General features: G+C 71.0%; 16 protein-coding genes. 10 read left to right on the top strand and 6 right to left on the bottom strand.

Annotation, left to right across the window (positions count from 1 at the left end; all coding sequences use genetic code 11):
* Nucleotides 1–36: 36 nt before the first annotated feature.
* From ACSMXV_RS02300 to ACSMXV_RS02285, 4 genes are all read right to left on the bottom strand, one after another.
* Nucleotides 37–747, bottom strand: coding sequence for an ABC transporter ATP-binding protein (locus ACSMXV_RS02300; RefSeq protein ID WP_473176015.1), 711 nt, complete (start codon nucleotides 745–747; stop codon nucleotides 37–39).
* Nucleotides 728–2,842 (bottom strand): branched-chain amino acid ABC transporter permease, encoded by a 2,115-nt coding sequence (locus ACSMXV_RS02295; protein ID WP_473176014.1) that lies wholly within the window; start codon nucleotides 2,840–2,842, stop codon nucleotides 728–730. Before ACSMXV_RS02295 ends, ACSMXV_RS02300 begins: the two co-directional genes overlap by 20 nt.
* On the bottom strand, nucleotides 2,842–4,224 hold the full coding sequence (locus tag ACSMXV_RS02290; protein WP_473179212.1) for an ABC transporter substrate-binding protein: 1,383 nt from the start codon (nucleotides 4,222–4,224) through the stop codon (nucleotides 2,842–2,844). The genes ACSMXV_RS02295 and ACSMXV_RS02290 overlap by 1 nt, the downstream gene beginning before the upstream one ends.
* Nucleotides 4,225–4,649: 425 nt before the next feature.
* Nucleotides 4,650–5,369, bottom strand: a complete 720-nt coding sequence (locus tag ACSMXV_RS02285) for an enoyl-CoA hydratase/isomerase family protein (protein ID WP_473176013.1) — start codon at nucleotides 5,367–5,369, stop codon at nucleotides 4,650–4,652.
* A gap of 178 nt (nucleotides 5,370–5,547) precedes the next feature.
* Between ACSMXV_RS02285 and ACSMXV_RS02280 the strand changes: the two genes are divergently transcribed.
* Nucleotides 5,548–5,808: a hypothetical protein gene (locus ACSMXV_RS02280; RefSeq protein WP_181865339.1), complete on the top strand. Its 261-nt coding sequence runs from the start codon at nucleotides 5,548–5,550 to the stop codon at nucleotides 5,806–5,808.
* 120 nt (nucleotides 5,809–5,928) lie between these two features.
* Here ACSMXV_RS02280 and ACSMXV_RS02275 read toward each other — a convergent pair whose 3' ends face one another.
* Nucleotides 5,929–6,996: a 2Fe-2S iron-sulfur cluster-binding protein gene (locus tag ACSMXV_RS02275; protein ID WP_473176012.1), complete on the bottom strand. Its 1,068-nt coding sequence runs from the start codon at nucleotides 6,994–6,996 to the stop codon at nucleotides 5,929–5,931.
* A gap of 158 nt (nucleotides 6,997–7,154) precedes the next feature.
* Between ACSMXV_RS02275 and ACSMXV_RS02270 the strand changes: the two genes are divergently transcribed.
* Nucleotides 7,155–8,039 carry an alpha/beta hydrolase gene (locus ACSMXV_RS02270; RefSeq protein WP_473176011.1) on the top strand — a complete coding sequence of 295 codons (885 nt, stop codon included), beginning with the start codon at nucleotides 7,155–7,157 and terminating at the stop codon, nucleotides 8,037–8,039.
* A gap of 52 nt (nucleotides 8,040–8,091) precedes the next feature.
* On the opposite strand, the gene ACSMXV_RS02265 is transcribed toward ACSMXV_RS02270, so the two are convergent.
* The gene (locus ACSMXV_RS02265) at nucleotides 8,092–8,853 is read right to left on the bottom strand and encodes an SDR family NAD(P)-dependent oxidoreductase (protein WP_473176010.1); all 762 of its coding nucleotides are present in this window, start codon (nucleotides 8,851–8,853) and stop codon (nucleotides 8,092–8,094) included.
* A 123-nt stretch (nucleotides 8,854–8,976) separates the two neighbouring features.
* Here ACSMXV_RS02265 and ACSMXV_RS02260 point away from each other — a divergent pair, with 123 nt between their 5' ends.
* From ACSMXV_RS02260 to ACSMXV_RS02225, 8 genes are all read left to right on the top strand, one after another.
* Entirely contained in the window at nucleotides 8,977–9,294 is a 318-nt protein-coding gene (locus ACSMXV_RS02260) for a hypothetical protein (RefSeq protein ID WP_473176009.1), read from the top strand.
* A 307-nt stretch (nucleotides 9,295–9,601) separates the two neighbouring features.
* The gene (locus ACSMXV_RS02255) at nucleotides 9,602–10,903 is read left to right on the top strand and encodes an acyl-CoA dehydrogenase family protein (protein ID WP_473176008.1); all 1,302 of its coding nucleotides are present in this window, start codon (nucleotides 9,602–9,604) and stop codon (nucleotides 10,901–10,903) included.
* Nucleotides 10,900–11,925, top strand: a complete 1,026-nt coding sequence (locus tag ACSMXV_RS02250) for a phosphotransferase family protein (protein WP_473176007.1) — start codon at nucleotides 10,900–10,902, stop codon at nucleotides 11,923–11,925. The genes ACSMXV_RS02255 and ACSMXV_RS02250 overlap by 4 nt, the downstream gene beginning before the upstream one ends.
* Before the next feature lie 20 nt (nucleotides 11,926–11,945).
* Nucleotides 11,946–12,725 (top strand): enoyl-CoA hydratase-related protein, encoded by a 780-nt coding sequence (locus ACSMXV_RS02245; RefSeq protein ID WP_473176006.1) that lies wholly within the window; start codon nucleotides 11,946–11,948, stop codon nucleotides 12,723–12,725.
* Between the two features lie 4 nt (nucleotides 12,726–12,729).
* Nucleotides 12,730–13,713: an NADPH:quinone oxidoreductase family protein gene (locus tag ACSMXV_RS02240; RefSeq protein ID WP_473176005.1), complete on the top strand. Its 984-nt coding sequence runs from the start codon at nucleotides 12,730–12,732 to the stop codon at nucleotides 13,711–13,713.
* Between the two features lie 64 nt (nucleotides 13,714–13,777).
* Complete coding sequence (locus ACSMXV_RS02235; protein ID WP_473176004.1) at nucleotides 13,778–14,575, top strand: SDR family NAD(P)-dependent oxidoreductase; 798 nt, start codon at nucleotides 13,778–13,780, stop codon at nucleotides 14,573–14,575.
* A gap of 78 nt (nucleotides 14,576–14,653) precedes the next feature.
* The gene (locus ACSMXV_RS02230) at nucleotides 14,654–16,120 is read left to right on the top strand and encodes an aldehyde dehydrogenase family protein (RefSeq protein ID WP_473176003.1); all 1,467 of its coding nucleotides are present in this window, start codon (nucleotides 14,654–14,656) and stop codon (nucleotides 16,118–16,120) included.
* Nucleotides 16,117–17,325, top strand: coding sequence for a CaiB/BaiF CoA transferase family protein (locus ACSMXV_RS02225; protein WP_473176002.1), 1,209 nt, complete (start codon nucleotides 16,117–16,119; stop codon nucleotides 17,323–17,325). Before ACSMXV_RS02230 ends, ACSMXV_RS02225 begins: the two co-directional genes overlap by 4 nt.
* Nucleotides 17,326–17,336 lie beyond the last annotated feature (11 nt).

Here is a 17,336-nt window from a genome sequence, read left to right as displayed (position 1 = left end):
AGGTCAGGTGCCCCTCAGGGCCGCACTCCAGGCTGTTCACGCGTCCCCCAGGTAGGCGGCGAGGACCGTCTCGTCGTTCCGGATCACCTCGGGCGGGCCGACGGCGATGACCTTCCCGAGGTCGAGTACATGCACCTCGTCGCACACGCTCATGACGAGGCCCATGTCGTGTTCGACGAGGACGACCGCCATGCCGTCGTCGGCGAGTGAGCGCAGCAGGGTGGCGAACCGCTCCGTCTCCTCGCCGTCCTGGCCCGCGGCAGGCTCGTCCAGGAGCAGCAGCGTGGGGCGGACGGCGAGCGCCCGGCCCACCTCGACGAGGCGGCCGACCCCGGTGGGGAGGGTGTCGGCGGGGCTGTCGGCGACCTCCGCGAGACCGAGCTGGTCGATGACGCGGGCGACGCAGTGTTCCGCCTGCCGCCGCTCCGGCCCGAGTTCCGCGGCGACCAGCAGGTTGTCGCGCACGCTGAGGCGGCCGAACAGTTCCAGGCGCTGGAACGTCCGGGCGAGTCCGTGCCGGGAGCGGCGCGCAGGACCGAGCCGGGTGACCTCGCGCCCGCCGAGCCGTACGCGTCCCGACGACGGCCTGCGCAGCCCGGACACGACGTCGAACAGGGTGCTCTTTCCTGCCCCGTTGGGCCCGATGAGGCCGGTGATCCGGCCCTGCTCGGCGCTCATGCCGACGTCGTCCAGCGCCCGGTTGCCGCCGAACGCGACGGTGACGCCGCTAACCTCCAGCAATGCCACGGGCCAGCACCTCCTTGTCGTCCGCCCGCCAGGGGCGCCTGAGGCCCCACCACTCGACGGGGATCTCCGGTTCGGCCGGGTCGGCGGTCTGCCGCGCCGCCGCATACCGGCGCAGGCCCTCGCCCAGGACGTAAGCCCAGACGAGGAACGTCCAGCCGTTGATGACGTCACCCAGCCGCAGTCCCCACCCGAGCGCGAGCCCCACCAGCAGTGCGGGCAGGGCGATGCGGTCCCGGCCGAGTGGCTCCCACTCGCGCCGGAACCGGGACACGATGCCCTCGGGACTGTGCGCCAGCCCCATTCCGGCCAGCGCGGGCATCACCGAGACGAGGTTGTGCCCCCAGGACACCAGGCCCGTCAGGACGTTCGGCCCCGCGAAGGCCGTACCGGCGAACAGCCCGTTGCCCACCGCACCGAGGCCGCCGATCACCGCGACCAGGAAGATCGGCAGCCCCGCCACCAGGTTGAACTGCTCGGCCGTGACCGTCCGGTGCTGCATCCCGTACAGCGCCCCGCCGAGCCCCGCGATCCCCGCGGACAGCGCGAACACCGCGACCTTGGCCACCAGCAGGTTGCCGCCGAGCGTCGCGTAGGCGGCCTCGCTGTCGCGCAGCGCGATCAGCCGCCGCCCGAACCGGCCGCGGCGCAGCACCGCCACGCCGAGCGACGCGAGTGCCAGCCACACCGAGGCGAACACCAGCAGTTCCGCCGTGCCGTCGAGACGCAGACCGAACAGGTTCGGCCCGCTCACCTCCACCGACCCTTGGTCGAACAGCGCGATGCGCACCCCGAACACCTCGAACGACGGCAGCGTGAAGATCCACCGGTCGAGTACGACCGCGAACGCCGCCGTCCCGAGCGCCAGATACACCCCGGAGAACCGCAGCGCGGGCACCGCGATCAGCGCCCCGACCGCCGCCGACACCAGGATCGCCGCGCCGAGCGCCCACAGCTGCCCCTGCGCGCCCAGATGCCCCCACACGACCGCGCCGATCCCCGCGATGCTCAGCTGGCACAGCGAGATCTGGCCCGCGTACCCGGCCAGTGGCACGTACGACAGCGCGATGATGCCGAGCGAGAACAGCGGCCCGTAGGTGACCAGGTCGGCGTCGCTGAGGACCGTGGCCAGCACCAGCCCGAACGCGACGGTCGACGCGGCGAACACGGCCGTGCCGCGCAGGGACGGCACCGGCACCCGGACCAGGCGCCGCTCCCTGCCGCGCAGCCGCCGGTGCGGAAACACCAGCAACGCGATGAACAGCAGCAGTGCCGGCGCGGCGAGCCGCAGCCCCGGCAGGTACTCGTTCTGCGGCAGATATCCCGTCAGATAGCTCTCCAGACAGCCGACGACGACCGCGCCGATGAACGTCAGCGGCAGGCTGCGCAGCCAGCCGAAGACGGCCGCCGTGTAGGCGCTGACGATCAGGAGCGACAGCTGGGAGGCGTCCAGGGCGACGGTCGGTGCGATGAGGATGCCGCCGAGCGCCGCCAGCTGGGTACTGAGCATCCAGGCGACGCGGCCCGCGCGCAGCGGGTCGGCACCGGTGAGCTGCACCAGGCCCCGGTCGTCGACCGTCGCCCGCATCTCCGCGCCGGTGCGCGTGCGGTTCAGCAGGAACCACAGGCCCGCCGCGACCGCCACCGCGACGGCCATGGTCAGCGCCTGGTGCCAGGTGACGGTGACCGGTCCGATGTGGAAGGGCTCCCGGTCGGCGAAGAACACCGTCAGGGGACGGGCGACGTTGGGGTCCCACATCCAGCGGGCGACGGCGATGGCCCCGCTGAGCAGGGCCACCGTCATCACCAGCCGTTCCGCCTCGCCGAGGTGCTGCACCGGGCGCATCAGCACCCGTTCGACCGCCAGGCCGAAGCCCGGCGCGAGCACGAGCAGCACCACGGCGAGACCCACCGGCACCGGCCAGCCCCACCCCACGGTGAGCTGCCAGTAGCAGAACGCCGCCAGCATGCCCGCCGCCCCGTGCGCGAAGTTGAACACGCCGGTGGTGACATAGGTGAGCACCAGGCCGCTGCCGATGACCGCGTAGATCGCCGCCGTGCTCAGGCCGACGATCCCGAAGGTGAGGAGCTGCTCCATCACTTCACGTCGTCCATGGACTTGCCGACGTCGGCGAGCGTGAGCGGCTTGCCGTAGTCGCCGGTGTACTTGTACTGCTCGACGTCGCAGCGGTATGCGCCCTTGTCCGGCTTGAAGTCGGCCGGCTCCCAGCCCTTCGATGTGGCCTTCTCGACGTTGAAGCAGTCCACCGGGATGCCGGCGTCGGTCAGGTCGACCGGCGCGAGCAGGCCGCCCGCCGTCCAGGCGCTCTCCTTGCGGGCCGCCTCGTACACGCACGTGCGGGTGAGGTCGTCACCGCAGCTCTTGGCCGCCTTGGCGAACAGCAGCCAGGCCCCGAAGCCCCGCACGCCAGGCAGCGTGACCTCAGCGTCTGGCGCGTACTTCTCGAACAGGTCCACGAGTTGCTGCGTCGCCGGGTTCCCGGACGCGCTCTCCAGGGGGTAGACCCCGTTCAGGTCGGCAAGATTGTTCTGGTAATCGAGGGACGTGCCGCCGAGCTTGAGGAAGGCGGGCCCGTAGGCGTTGCTGTTCGCGTCGATCCAGTCGAGCTTGTACTTCATACCGGTGAGGATCTGCTCCAGCTTGGCGAGGCTGGTGAAGTCCCCGTAGAAAAGCAGTGCCTTGACCTTCTTGCTCTTGATGGCCTGCGCGTACGGCGTCCAGTCCGAGACGCCGGAGGCCGGGTACAGGTCGCTGTAGGCGATGGTCCCGCCGGCTGCCTTCAGACCTTCCTCGGCCTGTGCGCCGAGGACCTTGGTGACCGGGGAATCGCCCGAGATGATGCCGATGGCGTCCGCTGACTTCGGGTACGCCTCCTTCAGCAGCCAGTTGTAATAGCCGGCGTAGCGGTTGTACTCGCTGCCGCCGGTCTGGCTGACCTGCAGGTCCGAGCCGTTGTTCTGCACCATGCTGGTCTGGGCGGGGAACTCGGGCAGCAGGCAGGACAGGCGTTCTTTGGTGCCGAGGCCGTCCATGGCGGAGCCGCCGCCGGCGATCGCGAAGTCCTCCTTGCAGGACTCGATCATCCGCTGGCGGACTTCCAGCAGCTTCGCGTCCCGCACGGTGGCGACGAGCTTGCGTCCGTTGATGCCGCCCGCGGCATTGCACCAGGACGTGAACACCTTCGCGGTGTCTCCGTATTCGGATTTCTTGGTGAAGCCGACATCGGAGAAGACGCCGACCTTGATGGTGTCGGCTGTGACGCCTTGGGCGGACGCGCTCTTGGCGTCGCCAGGGCCGCAGACACCCTTCAGATCACCGAAGTCGCCGCCCGGCGCGGCCTCGGCGGCCTTCGTGGGATTGCCGTCACCGCGCGACTCCTCGGTCTCTCCCGACCCGCTGCGGCCGCATCCCGCGGCGAGCAGGGCGGCCACGACCAAGGTGGCCGCGAGGGAATTCATCGCTTTCACGGGGTGTCCTCCTCATGTTTCCCGACGTGCTGATGGCTCGATGGGCGCGATCAGGGCTCGCTCCGGCCGCGCGGCGACGCGGACCGGGGCACACGCGGGAAACGCAGGTGACAGCGCACTCCGTGCGCACAGACGTGCCGTTGGTACGGCAGCCCGGCGTCGGGTGGGCGGCCCACCGCTCCCGCCTCATGGCGTGCCACGTCGCAGCCGCCGACGGCGAGCCTGGTGGGGGCAGGGAGCCTGGGCAGCGCGGTGCGGGGCGCCGACGGTGTGTGGTGCAGCTGGTCGAACCGGTGTCCCAACTGCCGAATTGGTCCGAATAGCTTGCTCTCGGAATCTGGAAGGTAGCTTCTCCTCAGAGGAGAGGCAATGGGTTCGACGCGCCCTGAAGTTCTTCTGCCGCGGCGCGCAGTGCCTCACCGGCCCCGGCTCATCGCCCGGTCCACCGCCGCCCAGTGCGCGTCCCCGACCCAGAGGCCGGCGAAGGCGTCCACCGCCTCGTGGGCGGACACGCCGTCCCGTGTGATCCGCTTGATCTCCTGAGCCGGGCGGTTCGCCAGCGAACGGGCCAGGGTCCGCCAGCCCTCCTCGAAAGAGGTGCGCGGCAGCACCTCGTCCACCAGGCCGATCCGCTCGGCTCCGGCCGCGTCCAGAACCCGGCCGGACCCCGCGAGCAGCAGCGCCCGCCCCCTGCCGATCAGGGCCGCGAGCCGCTCGGCGCCGCCCCATGCCGGCATGATCTCCAGATTGACCTGGGTGAAGCCGATCCGGATGTCGTCGGCGGCCACCCTGATGTCGGCGGCGAGAGCCACCTCGGCCCCGCCGCCCAGGGCATGGCCGTTGAGCGCGGCGATCACCGGTGCGGGGAACGCCGCGATGCGGTCGCAGATCCGCCGCATCCGCCAGGCCATGGCCGCCGCCTCCCCGGTGGTACGCAGGGCGGCAAGCTCCTTGAGGTCTCCGCCGGAGATGAAGGCGCGATCGCCGGCTCCCGTGATGACCAGCGCCCTCGCACCCGCTGCTGCGTCCAGGGCCTGTTCCAACTCGCCCATGGTGTCCAGCGCGATCGCGTTGCGCGCGTGCGGGCGGTTGATAGTGATGACCGCCAGTCCCGAGTCCATCTCCAGATCGACCATGGGGGAACCCTCCAGATCTCGGCATTCGCGAAGCTACGGATCCATCCGGCGGCGCGGTCGCAGAGCTCCTTGTGCGCAAGGACATTGCGGCCCGAGCCAAGCGAGAATAGCATTCTCTTATGGAGTGAAGATGGATCTCGCATCCTCGCGCGAGCAGAAACGGAGATGCACGGTGTCAATGGACGCGCTTACCGAACAGGCGACGCACAGGTCGCTGTCGCGCATCGAGCAGCTGGACCACGAGATCATCGAACTTCTGCTGCGGCGCCGGGAGATGGCGCGGGAACTGCCCGCCCCGTCCGGACCTCGCGCCACCGACCCCGGTTTCGCGGAGGCCGTGCGGGCCATCACCGGCCGGTACCGCGAGCACCTCGGCGGCGGCGGTGAACTCGTCGCCCGCGCCGTCCTGGTGCTGTGCCATCCGGGTCAGCGGCCATGAGCGTGCACGCCGAGTGACGCCGGGCCCGTCAAGGGCGGACACACTCACCAATGGGCCGCCGCCTCGTTCCTGCGAGGCGGCGGCCCGCCGGCTTTCGTTGGATCTCGTCTGCAGGCACGGTTACTCGTACTCGACCGTCACGGACGGCGTGTCCGGTACCCCCTGACAGGTGAGCACGTACCCCTCGGCCACCTCTTCCTCGGTCAGGGCGTCGTTGACGCGCATGGTCGCACTGCCCTCCCTCAACTTCGCCATGCAGGTCGCGCAGTTGCCCGCCTCGCAGGAGAAGGGCGGCGCGAGCCCGGCGCGACGGGCGCTCTGCAGCAGCGTCTCGTTCGGGTGGCGCGGGACCGACACCCGCTTGTTGCCGAGGAGGATCGTGATCGTCCCCTCTGACGCGGCCGGAGTCGGAGTCTGGGCCGGAGGCGGTGCCGGAGTCCGGGCCAGAGTCTGGGCCGGGGACGGACGCGGCGGAGGCGGCGGCGGGACCTGCGCGCCGCCGAATCGCTCGCTGAAGACCCTTCCCGACCCCTGCAGCGCCGACTCCACGAGTTCCATGAAGGGTTCGGGCCCGCACACGTACGAGTCCGCGTCCATGTCGGCGCCGACGAACTCCTTGATGTCCGCCGCGTCGAGGAGCCCGCGCTCGTCGTCGAGATGGCGTACGACCGTCAGACGGCCCGGATGGCGCTTCGCCAGTTCGGCCAGGCGCTCGTAGAAGATCGCCGAGGGCCTGTCGCGGTCGGCGCACAGCAGCCGCACCCGGCGGTCGGTGCCCGCGAGTGCGCTCTTGGCGAGGGAGAGGACCGGGGTGATGCCGCTGCCGCCGCAGAAGCCCAGGAGCGGTGCGGCGGTGGAGGCCGGGCGCAGGCAGAACTTGCCCCGCGGTTCGGTAAGTTCGAGTTCGTCACCCTCGGACACGTGGTCGTGCAGCCAGTTCGAGACCTTGCCGCCCGGGACCCGCTTGACGGTCGTCATCAGCTCGTCGTCGGCCTCCGGGGCGCTCGACATGGAGTAGGACCGCAGCAGGTCCCGTCCTCCGTCCACGCGGACCCGGAAGATGCAGAACTGCCCGGCGCGATACGAGAGCGGCCCTCCGTGCGGGGCGAGCACGAACGTACGGGCGTCGGCGGTCTCCTGGATGATCCGCGTGACGGTCGCGCGCCGGAACAGCGGGGGGCTCGGCATGGCGGCCTCCTTCTGGTATGAAAGTTCTAGCCATACGAGAATATCGTTCTCGGAGGCGAGATGGGACCCTCTCAGCAGAGCGACGGAGTTACCCCTCCCGAGGAGGCTCGTGACCACGACCGAAACCCTCACCCGCCGCCGCACCACCTCTCGGTGACGTGGACGCGTGCGTCGTGCAGGCCGCCGGCGTCCCGGTGTCCGCGCTGGCCGCCACCGTCCCCCGGCCGCGCGCCGTCGTCGTCGCCCTGCACGGCGGGGCCGCCACCTCGGCGTACTACGACCACCCCGGGCACCCACGCCTCTCCCTGCTGCGCACAGGCACCGCCCTCGGCTTCACCGTGCTCGCCCTCGACCGCCCCGGATACGGCAGTTCGGCCGGCCACACACAGGGGATGGAGCGGCCGGAGCGCCGGGTGGAGGTCGCCTACGCGGCGGTGGAGGCACTGCTCGCCGGGCGGTCGCGCGGAGCCGGAGTGTTCCTCGTCGCCCATTCGATCGGCTGTGAACTGGCCGTGCGCATGGCCGCCGACAAGCGCGGCGCGGACCTGCTGGGCGTGGAACTGGCGGGCACCGGCACGCAGCACAATCCGCCGGCGCTCCGCCTCATGGAGGAGTGGCGGCGCAACGCCGCCCGCCGCCCGACTGGTCGCCGCATGCGCGACCTCATCTGGCATCCGGCGGACGCCTACCCCCCGGATGTCTACGGGGGCGCCCGCATCGGCTCACCGGCGCCCGCCTACGAAGGTGACGTGGTGCGCACCTGGACGGAGGACTTCCCCCGGCTCGCCGCCCGCGTCCGCGTCCCCTTGCGGTTCACCCTCGGCGCGCACGAGCAGGTGTGGCGAAGCGGCCCCACTGCACTGGCCGACATCGGATCGCTGTTCACCGCCTCGCCGCGCGTGGTGGTGGAGGAGCAGGCCGGGGCCGGGCACAACACGAGCATCGGCCGGACCGCCACGGCGTACCACTTGAAGGTCCTCTCCTTCGTCGAGGAGTGCGCCCTGGCCGCCGGGCGGGAGCGCACGGAGGGCGGGACGCGATAGTGGGCAAACCGGCCTGACGGTGAGTCAGGGAAGGCGGTGTGCGGCATTCGCGTCATGTGTTCCGCCCTCCGTTGACGCCGAAGACCTGTCCCGTGATGTAGTCGGCCTCCTCGCTCACCAGGAAGGCGCACGCCGCGGCGATGTCCTCCGGGAGTCCCGGCCGCCGTACCGGGGTGCGCGAGGCGTGGTGGTCGACGCCGGGGCCGAGCAGGCCCTTCGCCTCGTTCCGCCGGGTCATGGGCGTGTCGATGAAGCCGGGCGGGATGGTGTTGACGGTGATGCCCTGCGGGCCGAACTCCAGGGCGAGCGCCTTGGTGAAGCCGATGACGCCGGCCTTGGAGGCGACGTAGTGGGTCATGAGTGGCTGCCCGCTGTGTGCGCTCGATGAGGAGATGTTGACGATGCGGCCCCACCTGGCCTGCACCATGTCGGGCAGGACGGCCTGGCAGCAGCGGAAGGTGCCGGTGAGGTTGACCGAGAGGATGCCCTCCCAGGACTCCTCGCTGATCGACAGGAACGGCTCGAACCCTTCCCGCCCTGCGTTGTTGACGAGGATCCCGACCGGGCCGAACCGTGCCCGGACCTCCTCGACCCCGCGGTCCACCTGCGCGCGGTCGCCGACGTCGACGGCGAGGCCGGTTGCGGTGCCGCCGTCGGCGCGGATCTTCGCGGCGGCCGCCTCGGCGCCGTCCGCGTTCAGATCGAAGACGGCGACCTTGGCGCCGTCGCGGGCCAGCCGCTGGGCGATGGCGAGCCCGATGCCGGAAGCGGCCCCTGTGACGATGGCCGTCTTCCCGGATGCTGTGTGCGCCATTCCTCTCCTCCTTCGCCGAGAGCAAAGTATGAGCCGGTGTTGAGAATATCGTTCTCCTCGATCGAAAACATAGCTATCTTCCTGGTGGTGAGCCAACCGTCTCATCGAGCGACGGAGGAGCGCATGGCGAAGCACATCCTGCACGTCGAGTCCTGGCCGGCGAGTCCGGAGGCCATGGAGGAGTTCAATCGCTGGTACGACGAGGTCCACCTGCCCGAGGTCGTGGCGCTGGACGGTTTCGTCGCGGCCCGCCGGTATGCCCCGAAGGAGGGCTTCGGCCCCTACGTGACGCAGTACGAGATCGAGGGCGACCCGGAGGAGGCCGTCAAGAGCGTCACCGCCGCAGCGGCCGCCGGCAAGCTCAATATGTCCGACACCATGCGGATGGACCCGGTTCCGAAGATGCGGATCATGGAGGTCGTCACGGAGTACCGCCCGTAGTCCTCAGGGCCGGGCCGGGGCGCTGTCCGCAATCGAAGGCGGGCGGCGCCCCACGTCGTTTCCGGATTCTTGACGCAGCGGCAGACGTATTGCCACCCCGACTTGGAGAAGATACTTTCCAGATTTGGAGAGCGTGGTATTCGTCGCGGTTGCGACGGCCCACACAGGGGTGCGTGACTTCCGCGAGAGCCGTCCATCCGTCGCGGACGCCGCGCGTCCCTGCCTCTGTGCGCCGCGCCCGGAGCGCCGCCCGGACCGCGCCAGACCCGGGCGCCCCGTGGGGACCCGAGAAGGAGGAGTGACGCACATGGCATGGGACTTCGAGACGGAGCCAGAGTTCCAGGCGAAGCTGGACTGGGCCGACACGTTCGTGCGGGAGGAGGTGGAACCGCTCGACCTGCTCTGGCACGGGCTGCAGTTCACACCGCCCGACGCCGAGAAGCGCAAGATCATCGACCCGCTCAAGGACGAGGTTCGCCGGCGGCGCCTGTGGGCCGCACACCTCGGCCCGGAACTCGGCGGCGAGGGCTACGGGCAGCTCAAGCTCGCCCTGCTCAACGAGATCCTGGGCCGTTCCGAATGGGCGCCGATCATCTTCGGCTGCCAGGCCCCCGACACCGGCAACGCGGAGATCATCGCGCACTACGGCACCGACGAGCAGAAGGAGCGCTACCTCCGTCCCCTGCTCGACGGGGAGATCTTCTCCTGCTACTCGATGACGGAGCCTCAGGCGGGCGCAGACCCGGCCCTGTTCGAGACCCGCGCGGAACCCGACGGCGAGGGCTGGGTGATCAACGGCTGGAAGTTCTTCTCCTCCAACGCCCGCACCGCCTCCTTCTTCATCGTGATGGCGGTGACCGACCCGGACGCCGGGCCGTACGAGGGCATGTCGATGTTCCTCGTACCTGCGGACACCCCCGGCATCCGCATCGAGCGGAACGTCGGCCTCGGCGACGAGCCGGCCGGGGACGGGGCCCACGCCCTGATCCACTACGACAACGTGCGGGTCGGCCCGGACGCCGTGCTCGGGGGTCCGGGGCAGGCGTTCGCGATCGCCCAGACCCGGCTCGGCGGCGGGCGCGTCCACCACGCCATGCGGACCATCGGCCTGGCCCGCAAGGCGCTGGACATGATGTGCGAGCGGGCCCTGAGCCGCCGCACCCGCGACGGGGTGCTGGCCGACAAGCAGTTCGTACAGGGCTACATCGCCGACTCCTACGCCCAGCTCACCCAGTTCCGGCTGTTCGTGCTGTACGTGGCGTGGTCCATCGACAAGCACAACGACTACCGCAAGGTCCGCAAGGACATCGCCGCCGTCAAGATCGTCATGCCGCAGGTGCTGCACGACATCGCACAGCGCGCGGCGCAGGTCCACGGCGCCCTCGGCATGAGCAACGAAATGCCCTTCCAGCGGATGCTCCTCGGCGCGGGCGTGATGGGCATGGCCGACGGGCCCACCGAGGTCCACAAGGTCACTGTCGCGCGCCAGGTCCTGCGCGGCTACCAGCCCACCGACGGCCTGTGGCCCACCGGACATCTGCCGTCCCGCACGGAGGCCGCCCGCGCCAAGTACGCCGCACACCTCGAACGGGAAGTGGGAAACCTGTGATCGACATCGAACGGCTCGCGTCGTGGCTCGACGGGCAGAACCTGCCCGGCAAGGGCGAGCCCGTGGAGCACCGCTACCTCTCCGGCGGCACCCAGAACGAGATCTACGAGATCCGCCGCGGCGACCTGCACTGCGCCCTGCGCATCCCGCCGCCCACCGCGCCCGCCGACCGCGACAAGGGCATCCACCGCGAGTGGCGGATCATCGAGGCGCTGGACGGCACGGACGTACCGCACACCCCGGCGGTCGCGGTGTGCACCGACCCGTCGGTCCTCGGCCGCACCTTCTACCTGATGGGCTTCGTCGACGGCTGGTCGCCGATGAACCTGAAGGACAAGAGGTGGCCCGAGCCCTTCGCCTCCGACCCGGGCGCCCGCGCGGGGCTCGCCCGGCAGCTGACCGAGGGCATCGCACTGCTGTCGAAGGTGGACTGGCGCGCCCGCGGCCTCACCGACATCGGCCGCCCCGACGGCTTCCACGAGCGGCAGGTGGACCGCTGGACCGCCTTCCTCGACCGCATCAAGGGCCGCGAGATACCAGGCCTGGAGGAGGCGTCGGCCTGGCTGCGTGCCCACAAGCCGCTCGACTACGTGCCCGGCCTCATGCACGGCGACTACCAGTTCGCCAACGTCATGTTCCGCCACGGCGCCCCCGCTCGGCTCGCCGCGATCGTCGACTGGGAGATGGGCACCGTCGGCGACCCGAAGCTGGACCTCGGGTGGATGCTGCACAGCTGGCCCGAGGACACCTCCACGCCCGAGGCCGCGACCGCCGGCTACGTCGACCTCACCGGAATGCCGTCCCGCGACGAACTGCTCGCGCTGTACGCGCAGACATCGGGCCGTCAGGTCGACGACGCCGACTACTACTTCGTCCTGGCCAAGTGGAAGCTGGCGATCGTCCTGGAACAGGGCTTCCAGCGCGCCGGCGACGACCCGAAGCTCCAGGCGTACGGGCCCCTCATCCTGCGGCTGATGCGCGACGCCGCCGAACTCGCCGAGACAACGGAGTACCGAGGATGACCGACCACGGAGCACCGGGCATGACCGAGGAAGAGATTCTCGTACGCGAGCGTGCCGGGAACGTCCTGGTAGCCCGCCTGAACCGGCCCGCGGCGCGCAACGCGCTCACCGCCGAGCTGATGACCGCGATCGGCGCGGCGCTGCTGGACGCCGAATCGGACCCGGAGATCCGGGCCCTGATACTCACCGCAAGCGGCGACCGGATCTTCTGCCCGGGCATGGACCTGCGGGCCTTCGCCGACGGCGCCGAGATGAACGGGGGAGCCGACGAGCCGCGCCAGGCCTACCAGCGGCTGCTGGAGGGCGGAGCTCAGGTGCCCGTGGTCGGCGCGGCGAACGGCACCGCGCTGGGCGGCGGCATGGAGCTGCTGCTGGCCTGCGACGTCGTCGTCGCGTCTGCGGCGGCGAAGTTCGGGTTCCCCGAGGTGAAGCGGGGCCTGTTCCCGGCCGGCGGAGGTCTGGCGATCGGGACGCGGATCCCCTTCGCGGCGGCGATGGAGCTGGTGCTGACCGGCGATCCGGTGGACGCGGCCCGGGCCCGGGAAATCGGTCTCGTCAACTCCGTCGTCCCACCCGACCAGGTGCTTCCGGCGGCTCTGGAACTTGCCGGGCGGATCGCCGCCAACGCGCCGCTCGGACTGCTCGCCGCCAAGGAGCTGCTGCGGCTGACGGTGACCGACCCGGAGCAGGCCGCCGTCCGTGGCAAGGAATGGCAGCAGCGCGTCTTCACCAGCGAGGACGCGAAGGAGGGCGCTGTCGCGTTCGTGGAGAAGCGTGCGCCCGTGTGGCAGGGGCGGTGAGCCGGTGAGGGCCGCACTCTGCCCGGAGTTCGGGCCACCGGAAGTGGTGCGCCTCGCCGACGTGCCCGCGCCGGTGCCCACCGCCGGGCAGATACGGGTACGGGTGCACGCGGCAGCGGCCAACTTCTCGGACGTACTGCTGGTGGCCGGTGACTACCAGGTGCGGGCGGAGCCGCCGTTCGTGCCGGGCAGCGAGTTCGCCGGCGTCGTGGAAGAGATCGTCGGGGACGTGCCCGGCATCCGCGTCGGCGACCGGGTCGCCGGTACCGGCCTTGTCGGCGCGTTCGCCGAGCAGGCGGTCTCCGGCGCGCACGCGGTGACGCCGATCCCTGACGCCGTGGAATACCCGGCGGCCGCCGCGTTCGGCGTGGCGCACCGGACGGCGTACCACGCCCTGCACACCGTGGCGGAGCTCCGCGGGGGGCAGGAACTGCTGGTCCTGGGCGCGGGCGGCGGCGTGGGCCTGGCCGCGGTGCAGCTGGGCGCACTGGCCGGGGCGCGGGTGACGGCGGTGGCGTCGTCGGCGGCGAAGCTGGAGGCCGCCAAGGCCAACGGCGCGAGCGTGCTGATCGACCACCGGTCGTGCGGCGATCTGCGGACGGCGCTGAAGCAGGCGCTGCCTTCGGGAGCCGACGTGGTGCTGGATCCCGTCGGCGGCGGCCTCGCTGAGCCGGCGCTGCGGTCGGTCCGGTGGGGCGGACAGTTCGTCACCATCGGGTTCACGGCCGGGATTCCGCGGCTGCCGCTCAACCTCGTCCTGCTGAAGGGCGCACAGGTGACGGGCTTCCAGCTTCGCGACGTGGCGGCCCACCTGCCGGAGCGGTTCCAGGCCAGTGAGGCTCGGCTCAAGGAGGCGTTCGCCGAGGGCACCGTCCGCCCGCACATCGGCGCCGTGTACCCGCTCGCCGAGGCGGCGGCCGCGCTGCGCGCCGTGGCCGATGGCCGGGCCGTCGGAAAGATCGTCGTGGACGTGGCCGGTTCCACCTGAGACGGGGGCGCCCTGACGAAGCGTCATCAACACGTGAAGAAAATCCAGTTCTCCATTCTTGTGAATGCGACTTTTCAAGTGGGAGCATCAGGCCGTGGACACCTTCGCCGCACTGCATGACCTGTCCGGGCGGACCGCCGTCGTGACCGGTGGCTCCCGGGGGATCGGGCGGGCCATCGCACAGGCCCTCGCCGAGGCCGGTGCCGACGTCGTGATCGCCTCGCGCAAACGGGAGGCGTGCGAGACGGCGGCCGACGAGATCCACCAGGCCACAGGCCGGCGAGCGGTCGCCGTCCCCTGCCATGTGGGCCGTTGGGACGACTGCGACCGGCTGATCGCGGAGACGCTCGACACGTTCGGGCGGCTCGACGTGTTCGTCAACAACGCCGGCATGTCACCGCCGTACAAGAGCCTCGATACGATCACCGAGGAGCTCTACGACAAGACCCTCGCCGTGAACCTCAAGGGGCCCTTCCGGCTCGCCGTGCTGGCCGCGACCCACATGGCGGAGCACGGCGGCGGATCGGTCATCAACGTCGGCACCGCGGGCTCCCTCGTGGCGAGCGTCCACGAACTGCCCTACGCGTGCGCCAAAGCGGGGCTCAACGCCCTCACCGTGGGACTCGCGGAGGCGTACGCCCCGAAGGTTCGCGTCAACGCGATCCTGCCGGGCCCGTTCCTCACCGACATCTCCCGCGGCTGGGCGCCCGAGGACCCGGACGACGCTCCGTTCGTGCCGCTGGGCCGCATGGGCCGCCCCGAGGAGGTCGCTCCGCTGGCGGTGCATCTCGCCTCCGATGCCTCCAGCTTCACCACCGGCGCGATCATCCGCGTGGACGGCGGCGTCACGCGCAAGGTCTGACCCCGCAAGACCCCGAGACGGCAGTCCCAGTACCGAAGAGAATCCGATTTCCGGCAACGACGCAGGAGCGGAGTGCCCGTGACGACCGATACGAACGAGACCACGCCGGACAGGCGGCTGTTGATAGCCGGCCGACTGGTGGGGGCGCCGACGACGTTCGCCTCCGTCAACCCGGCCACCGGCGACATCGTCGGGCACGCCCCGGACGCGGGCCCCGCCGAGGCGGAGGCGGCCGTCGCCGCCGCCCGCCGCGCCTTCGACACCACACCATGGGCCACCGACCGGGACCTCAGGGCACGATGCCTCGACCAGCTCCACCGGGCCCTCGTCGACCACAAGGAGGAGCTGCGGGCGCTGACCATCGCCGAGGTCGGCGCGCCCCACCGGCTCACTCTCGGCGCGCAGTTGGAGGAGCCCATCGCCACGGTCCGCTGGTACGCGGACCTGCTCCCGGAGTACCCGCTCACCCAGGACCTCGGCACCGTCGAATCCCGGGGCGCGCGGCACCGCCGCTGGATCGAGAAGGAGCCCGCGGGCGTCGTCTCGGCGATCATCCCGTACAACTACCCGAACCAGATCGCCCTTGCGAAGCTCGCCCCCGCCCTCGCCGCCGGCTGCACCGTCGTCCTCAAAGGCGCCCCGGACACACCGCTGATCACCCTCGCCCTCGGCGAACTCATCGCGGAACACACCGACATCCCGCCCGGCGTCGTCAACATCCTGTCGTCCTCCGGAGCGTCGGCCAGCGAGGTCATGACCACCCACCCGGACGTCGACATGGTCACCTTCACCGGCTCCACCGCCACCGGCCGCCGCGTGATGGCCGCCGCCGCGGAGACCGTGAAGAAGGTGTTTCTGGAACTCGGGGGCAAGTCCGCCATGGTGCTCCTCGACGACGCCGACTTCGCGGCCGCTTCCATGGCCGCCGGGTTCATGGCGTGCAGCCACGCCGGGCAGGGCTGCGCCATCACCACCCGCCTCCTCGTCCCCCGCGAACGGCACGACGAGACCGCCGAGCGCGTTGCGGGCGTCCTCGCCCACATCCCGTACGGCGACCCCGCCGACCCGGACACGTACATGGGGCCGCTCATCAGCGAACGGCAGCGCGACAAGGTGGACGCCATGGTGCACCGCGCCGTCGCCGACGGCGCCAAGCTGGTGTGCGGCGGCGAGCGCGTCGGCCCGGGCTTCTTCTACAAGCCGACGCTGCTGGCGGGCGTCGACCCGGACAGTGAGATCGCGCAGGAGGAGGTCTTCGGGCCGGTCCTCAGCCTCATCCCGTACGAGGACGAGGACGACGCGGTGCGGATCGCAAACAACTCGGCGTACGGCCTGTCGGGAGCCGTGTTCAGCGCTTCGCAGGAGCGCGCGGTCGCCGTGGCGCGGCGGATCCGCAGCGGCACGTTCAGCATCAACGGCGGCAGTTACTTCGCGCCGGACAGCCCGTTCGGCGGCTACAAGCAGTCCGGCATCGGTCGGGAGTACGGCACGGCCGGGCTTGAGGAGTTCCTGGAGACCAAGACGTTCGGGGTGGTGGCGGAGTGAGGCCTCTGGAGGGAATCCGCGTCGTCGAGGCGGCCATGTACGGATTCGTGCCCTCGGCGGGCGCGGTGCTGGCCGAGTGGGGCGCCGACGTCGTCAAGATCGAGCATGCCGTCACCGGGGACCCGCAGCGCGGGCTGCGCCGCACTGGCACCTTCGTCATCGAGGACGGCGAACCCAACCCCAACATCGAGCACGCCAACCGCGGCAAACGCAGCATCGGCCTCGACATCTCCAACCCGGAGGGCCTGGAGGTGCTGCACGAACTGGTCAGGGACGCCGACGTGTTCCTCACCAGCTTCCTGCCGTCCGCCCGGCGCCGGTTCCGGATCGACGTCGACGACATCCGGGCCGTGAACCCGAAGATCGTGTACGCACGCGGCAGCGCCCTCGGGCCGCGCGGTCCGGAGGCCGAGAAGGGCGGATACGACATGACCGCCTTCTGGGCCCGCGCCTCCACCGCGGCCTGCATCACCCCGGAGGGCACCGACGGGGTCCTCTCCGCCCCGGTGCCCGCCTACGGCGACACGATCTCGGGCACCAACCTGGCCGGCGGCGTCGCGGCCGCGCTGCTGAAGCGGGAGCGCACGGGGGAGCCGTCCGTCGTGGACGTCTCCCTGCTCGGCAGCGGCGTGTGGGCGATGGGCCACGGCATCGCGCTGGCCCGGCTGAAGAAGCAGCCGTGGGTGATGGCCCCGCCCGGCAAACAACACGCATACGCCAACCCGCTCACCATGCTGTACCGCACGGCCGACGGGCGGCACATCTCGCTGGTGATGCTGCAGCCCACCCGGTTCTGGGCGGACGTGTGCCGGCACGTCGGTCTCGAGCACCTCGTCGACGACCCCCGGTTCGCCACCGCCGACGCCATCGCCGAGCACAGCCAGGAGGCAGTGGCCGCGTTGCAGGAGGCCTTCGGCAGCCGCCCCCTCGCCGAGTGGACCCGGCGCCTCGCCACCCTGTCCGGCCCGTGGGCCCCCGTCCAGGACTCCGTCCAGGTCGGCGACGACCCGCAGGTGGTGGCCAACGGCTACCTCCGGCGCGTCGGAGACCTCGAACTCGCCACCGGGCCCGTGCAGTTCGAGACCGAGTCGCCTGACCCGACACCGGCGCCCGAGTTCGCGGCCCAGACCGAAGAGGTCCTGCTGGAGCTGGGGTTCGACTGGGACCGCATCCTCGCCCTGAAGGCGGCCGGCGCGGTCACCTGACGACACGCGGT

Source organism: Streptomyces sp. DSM 42067 (assembly GCF_055792885.1).
The sequence above is the reverse complement of the archived record's forward strand: the minus strand, read 5'-3'. Positions and strand labels throughout refer to the sequence as shown.

Coding starts and splice junctions, on each gene's coding strand:
- ACSMXV_RS02295 (WP_473176014.1), bottom strand. CDS start 2,842: ATGGAGCAGCTCCTCACCTTCGGGATCGTCGGCCTGAGCACGGCGGCG.
- ACSMXV_RS02290 (WP_473179212.1), bottom strand. CDS start 4,224: ATGAATTCCCTCGCGGCCACCTTGGTCGTGGCCGCCCTGCTCGCCGCG.
- ACSMXV_RS02285 (WP_473176013.1), bottom strand. CDS start 5,369: ATGGTCGATCTGGAGATGGACTCGGGACTGGCGGTCATCACTATCAAC.
- ACSMXV_RS02280 (WP_181865339.1), top strand. CDS start 5,548: ATGGACGCGCTTACCGAACAGGCGACGCACAGGTCGCTGTCGCGCATC.
- ACSMXV_RS02275 (WP_473176012.1), bottom strand. CDS start 6,996: ATGCCGAGCCCCCCGCTGTTCCGGCGCGCGACCGTCACGCGGATCATC.
- ACSMXV_RS02265 (WP_473176010.1), bottom strand. CDS start 8,853: ATGGCGCACACAGCATCCGGGAAGACGGCCATCGTCACAGGGGCCGCT.
- ACSMXV_RS02260 (WP_473176009.1), top strand. CDS start 8,977: ATGGCGAAGCACATCCTGCACGTCGAGTCCTGGCCGGCGAGTCCGGAG.
- ACSMXV_RS02255 (WP_473176008.1), top strand. CDS start 9,602: ATGGCATGGGACTTCGAGACGGAGCCAGAGTTCCAGGCGAAGCTGGAC.
- ACSMXV_RS02245 (WP_473176006.1), top strand. CDS start 11,946: ATGACCGAGGAAGAGATTCTCGTACGCGAGCGTGCCGGGAACGTCCTG.
- ACSMXV_RS02235 (WP_473176004.1), top strand. CDS start 13,778: ATGCGACTTTTCAAGTGGGAGCATCAGGCCGTGGACACCTTCGCCGCA.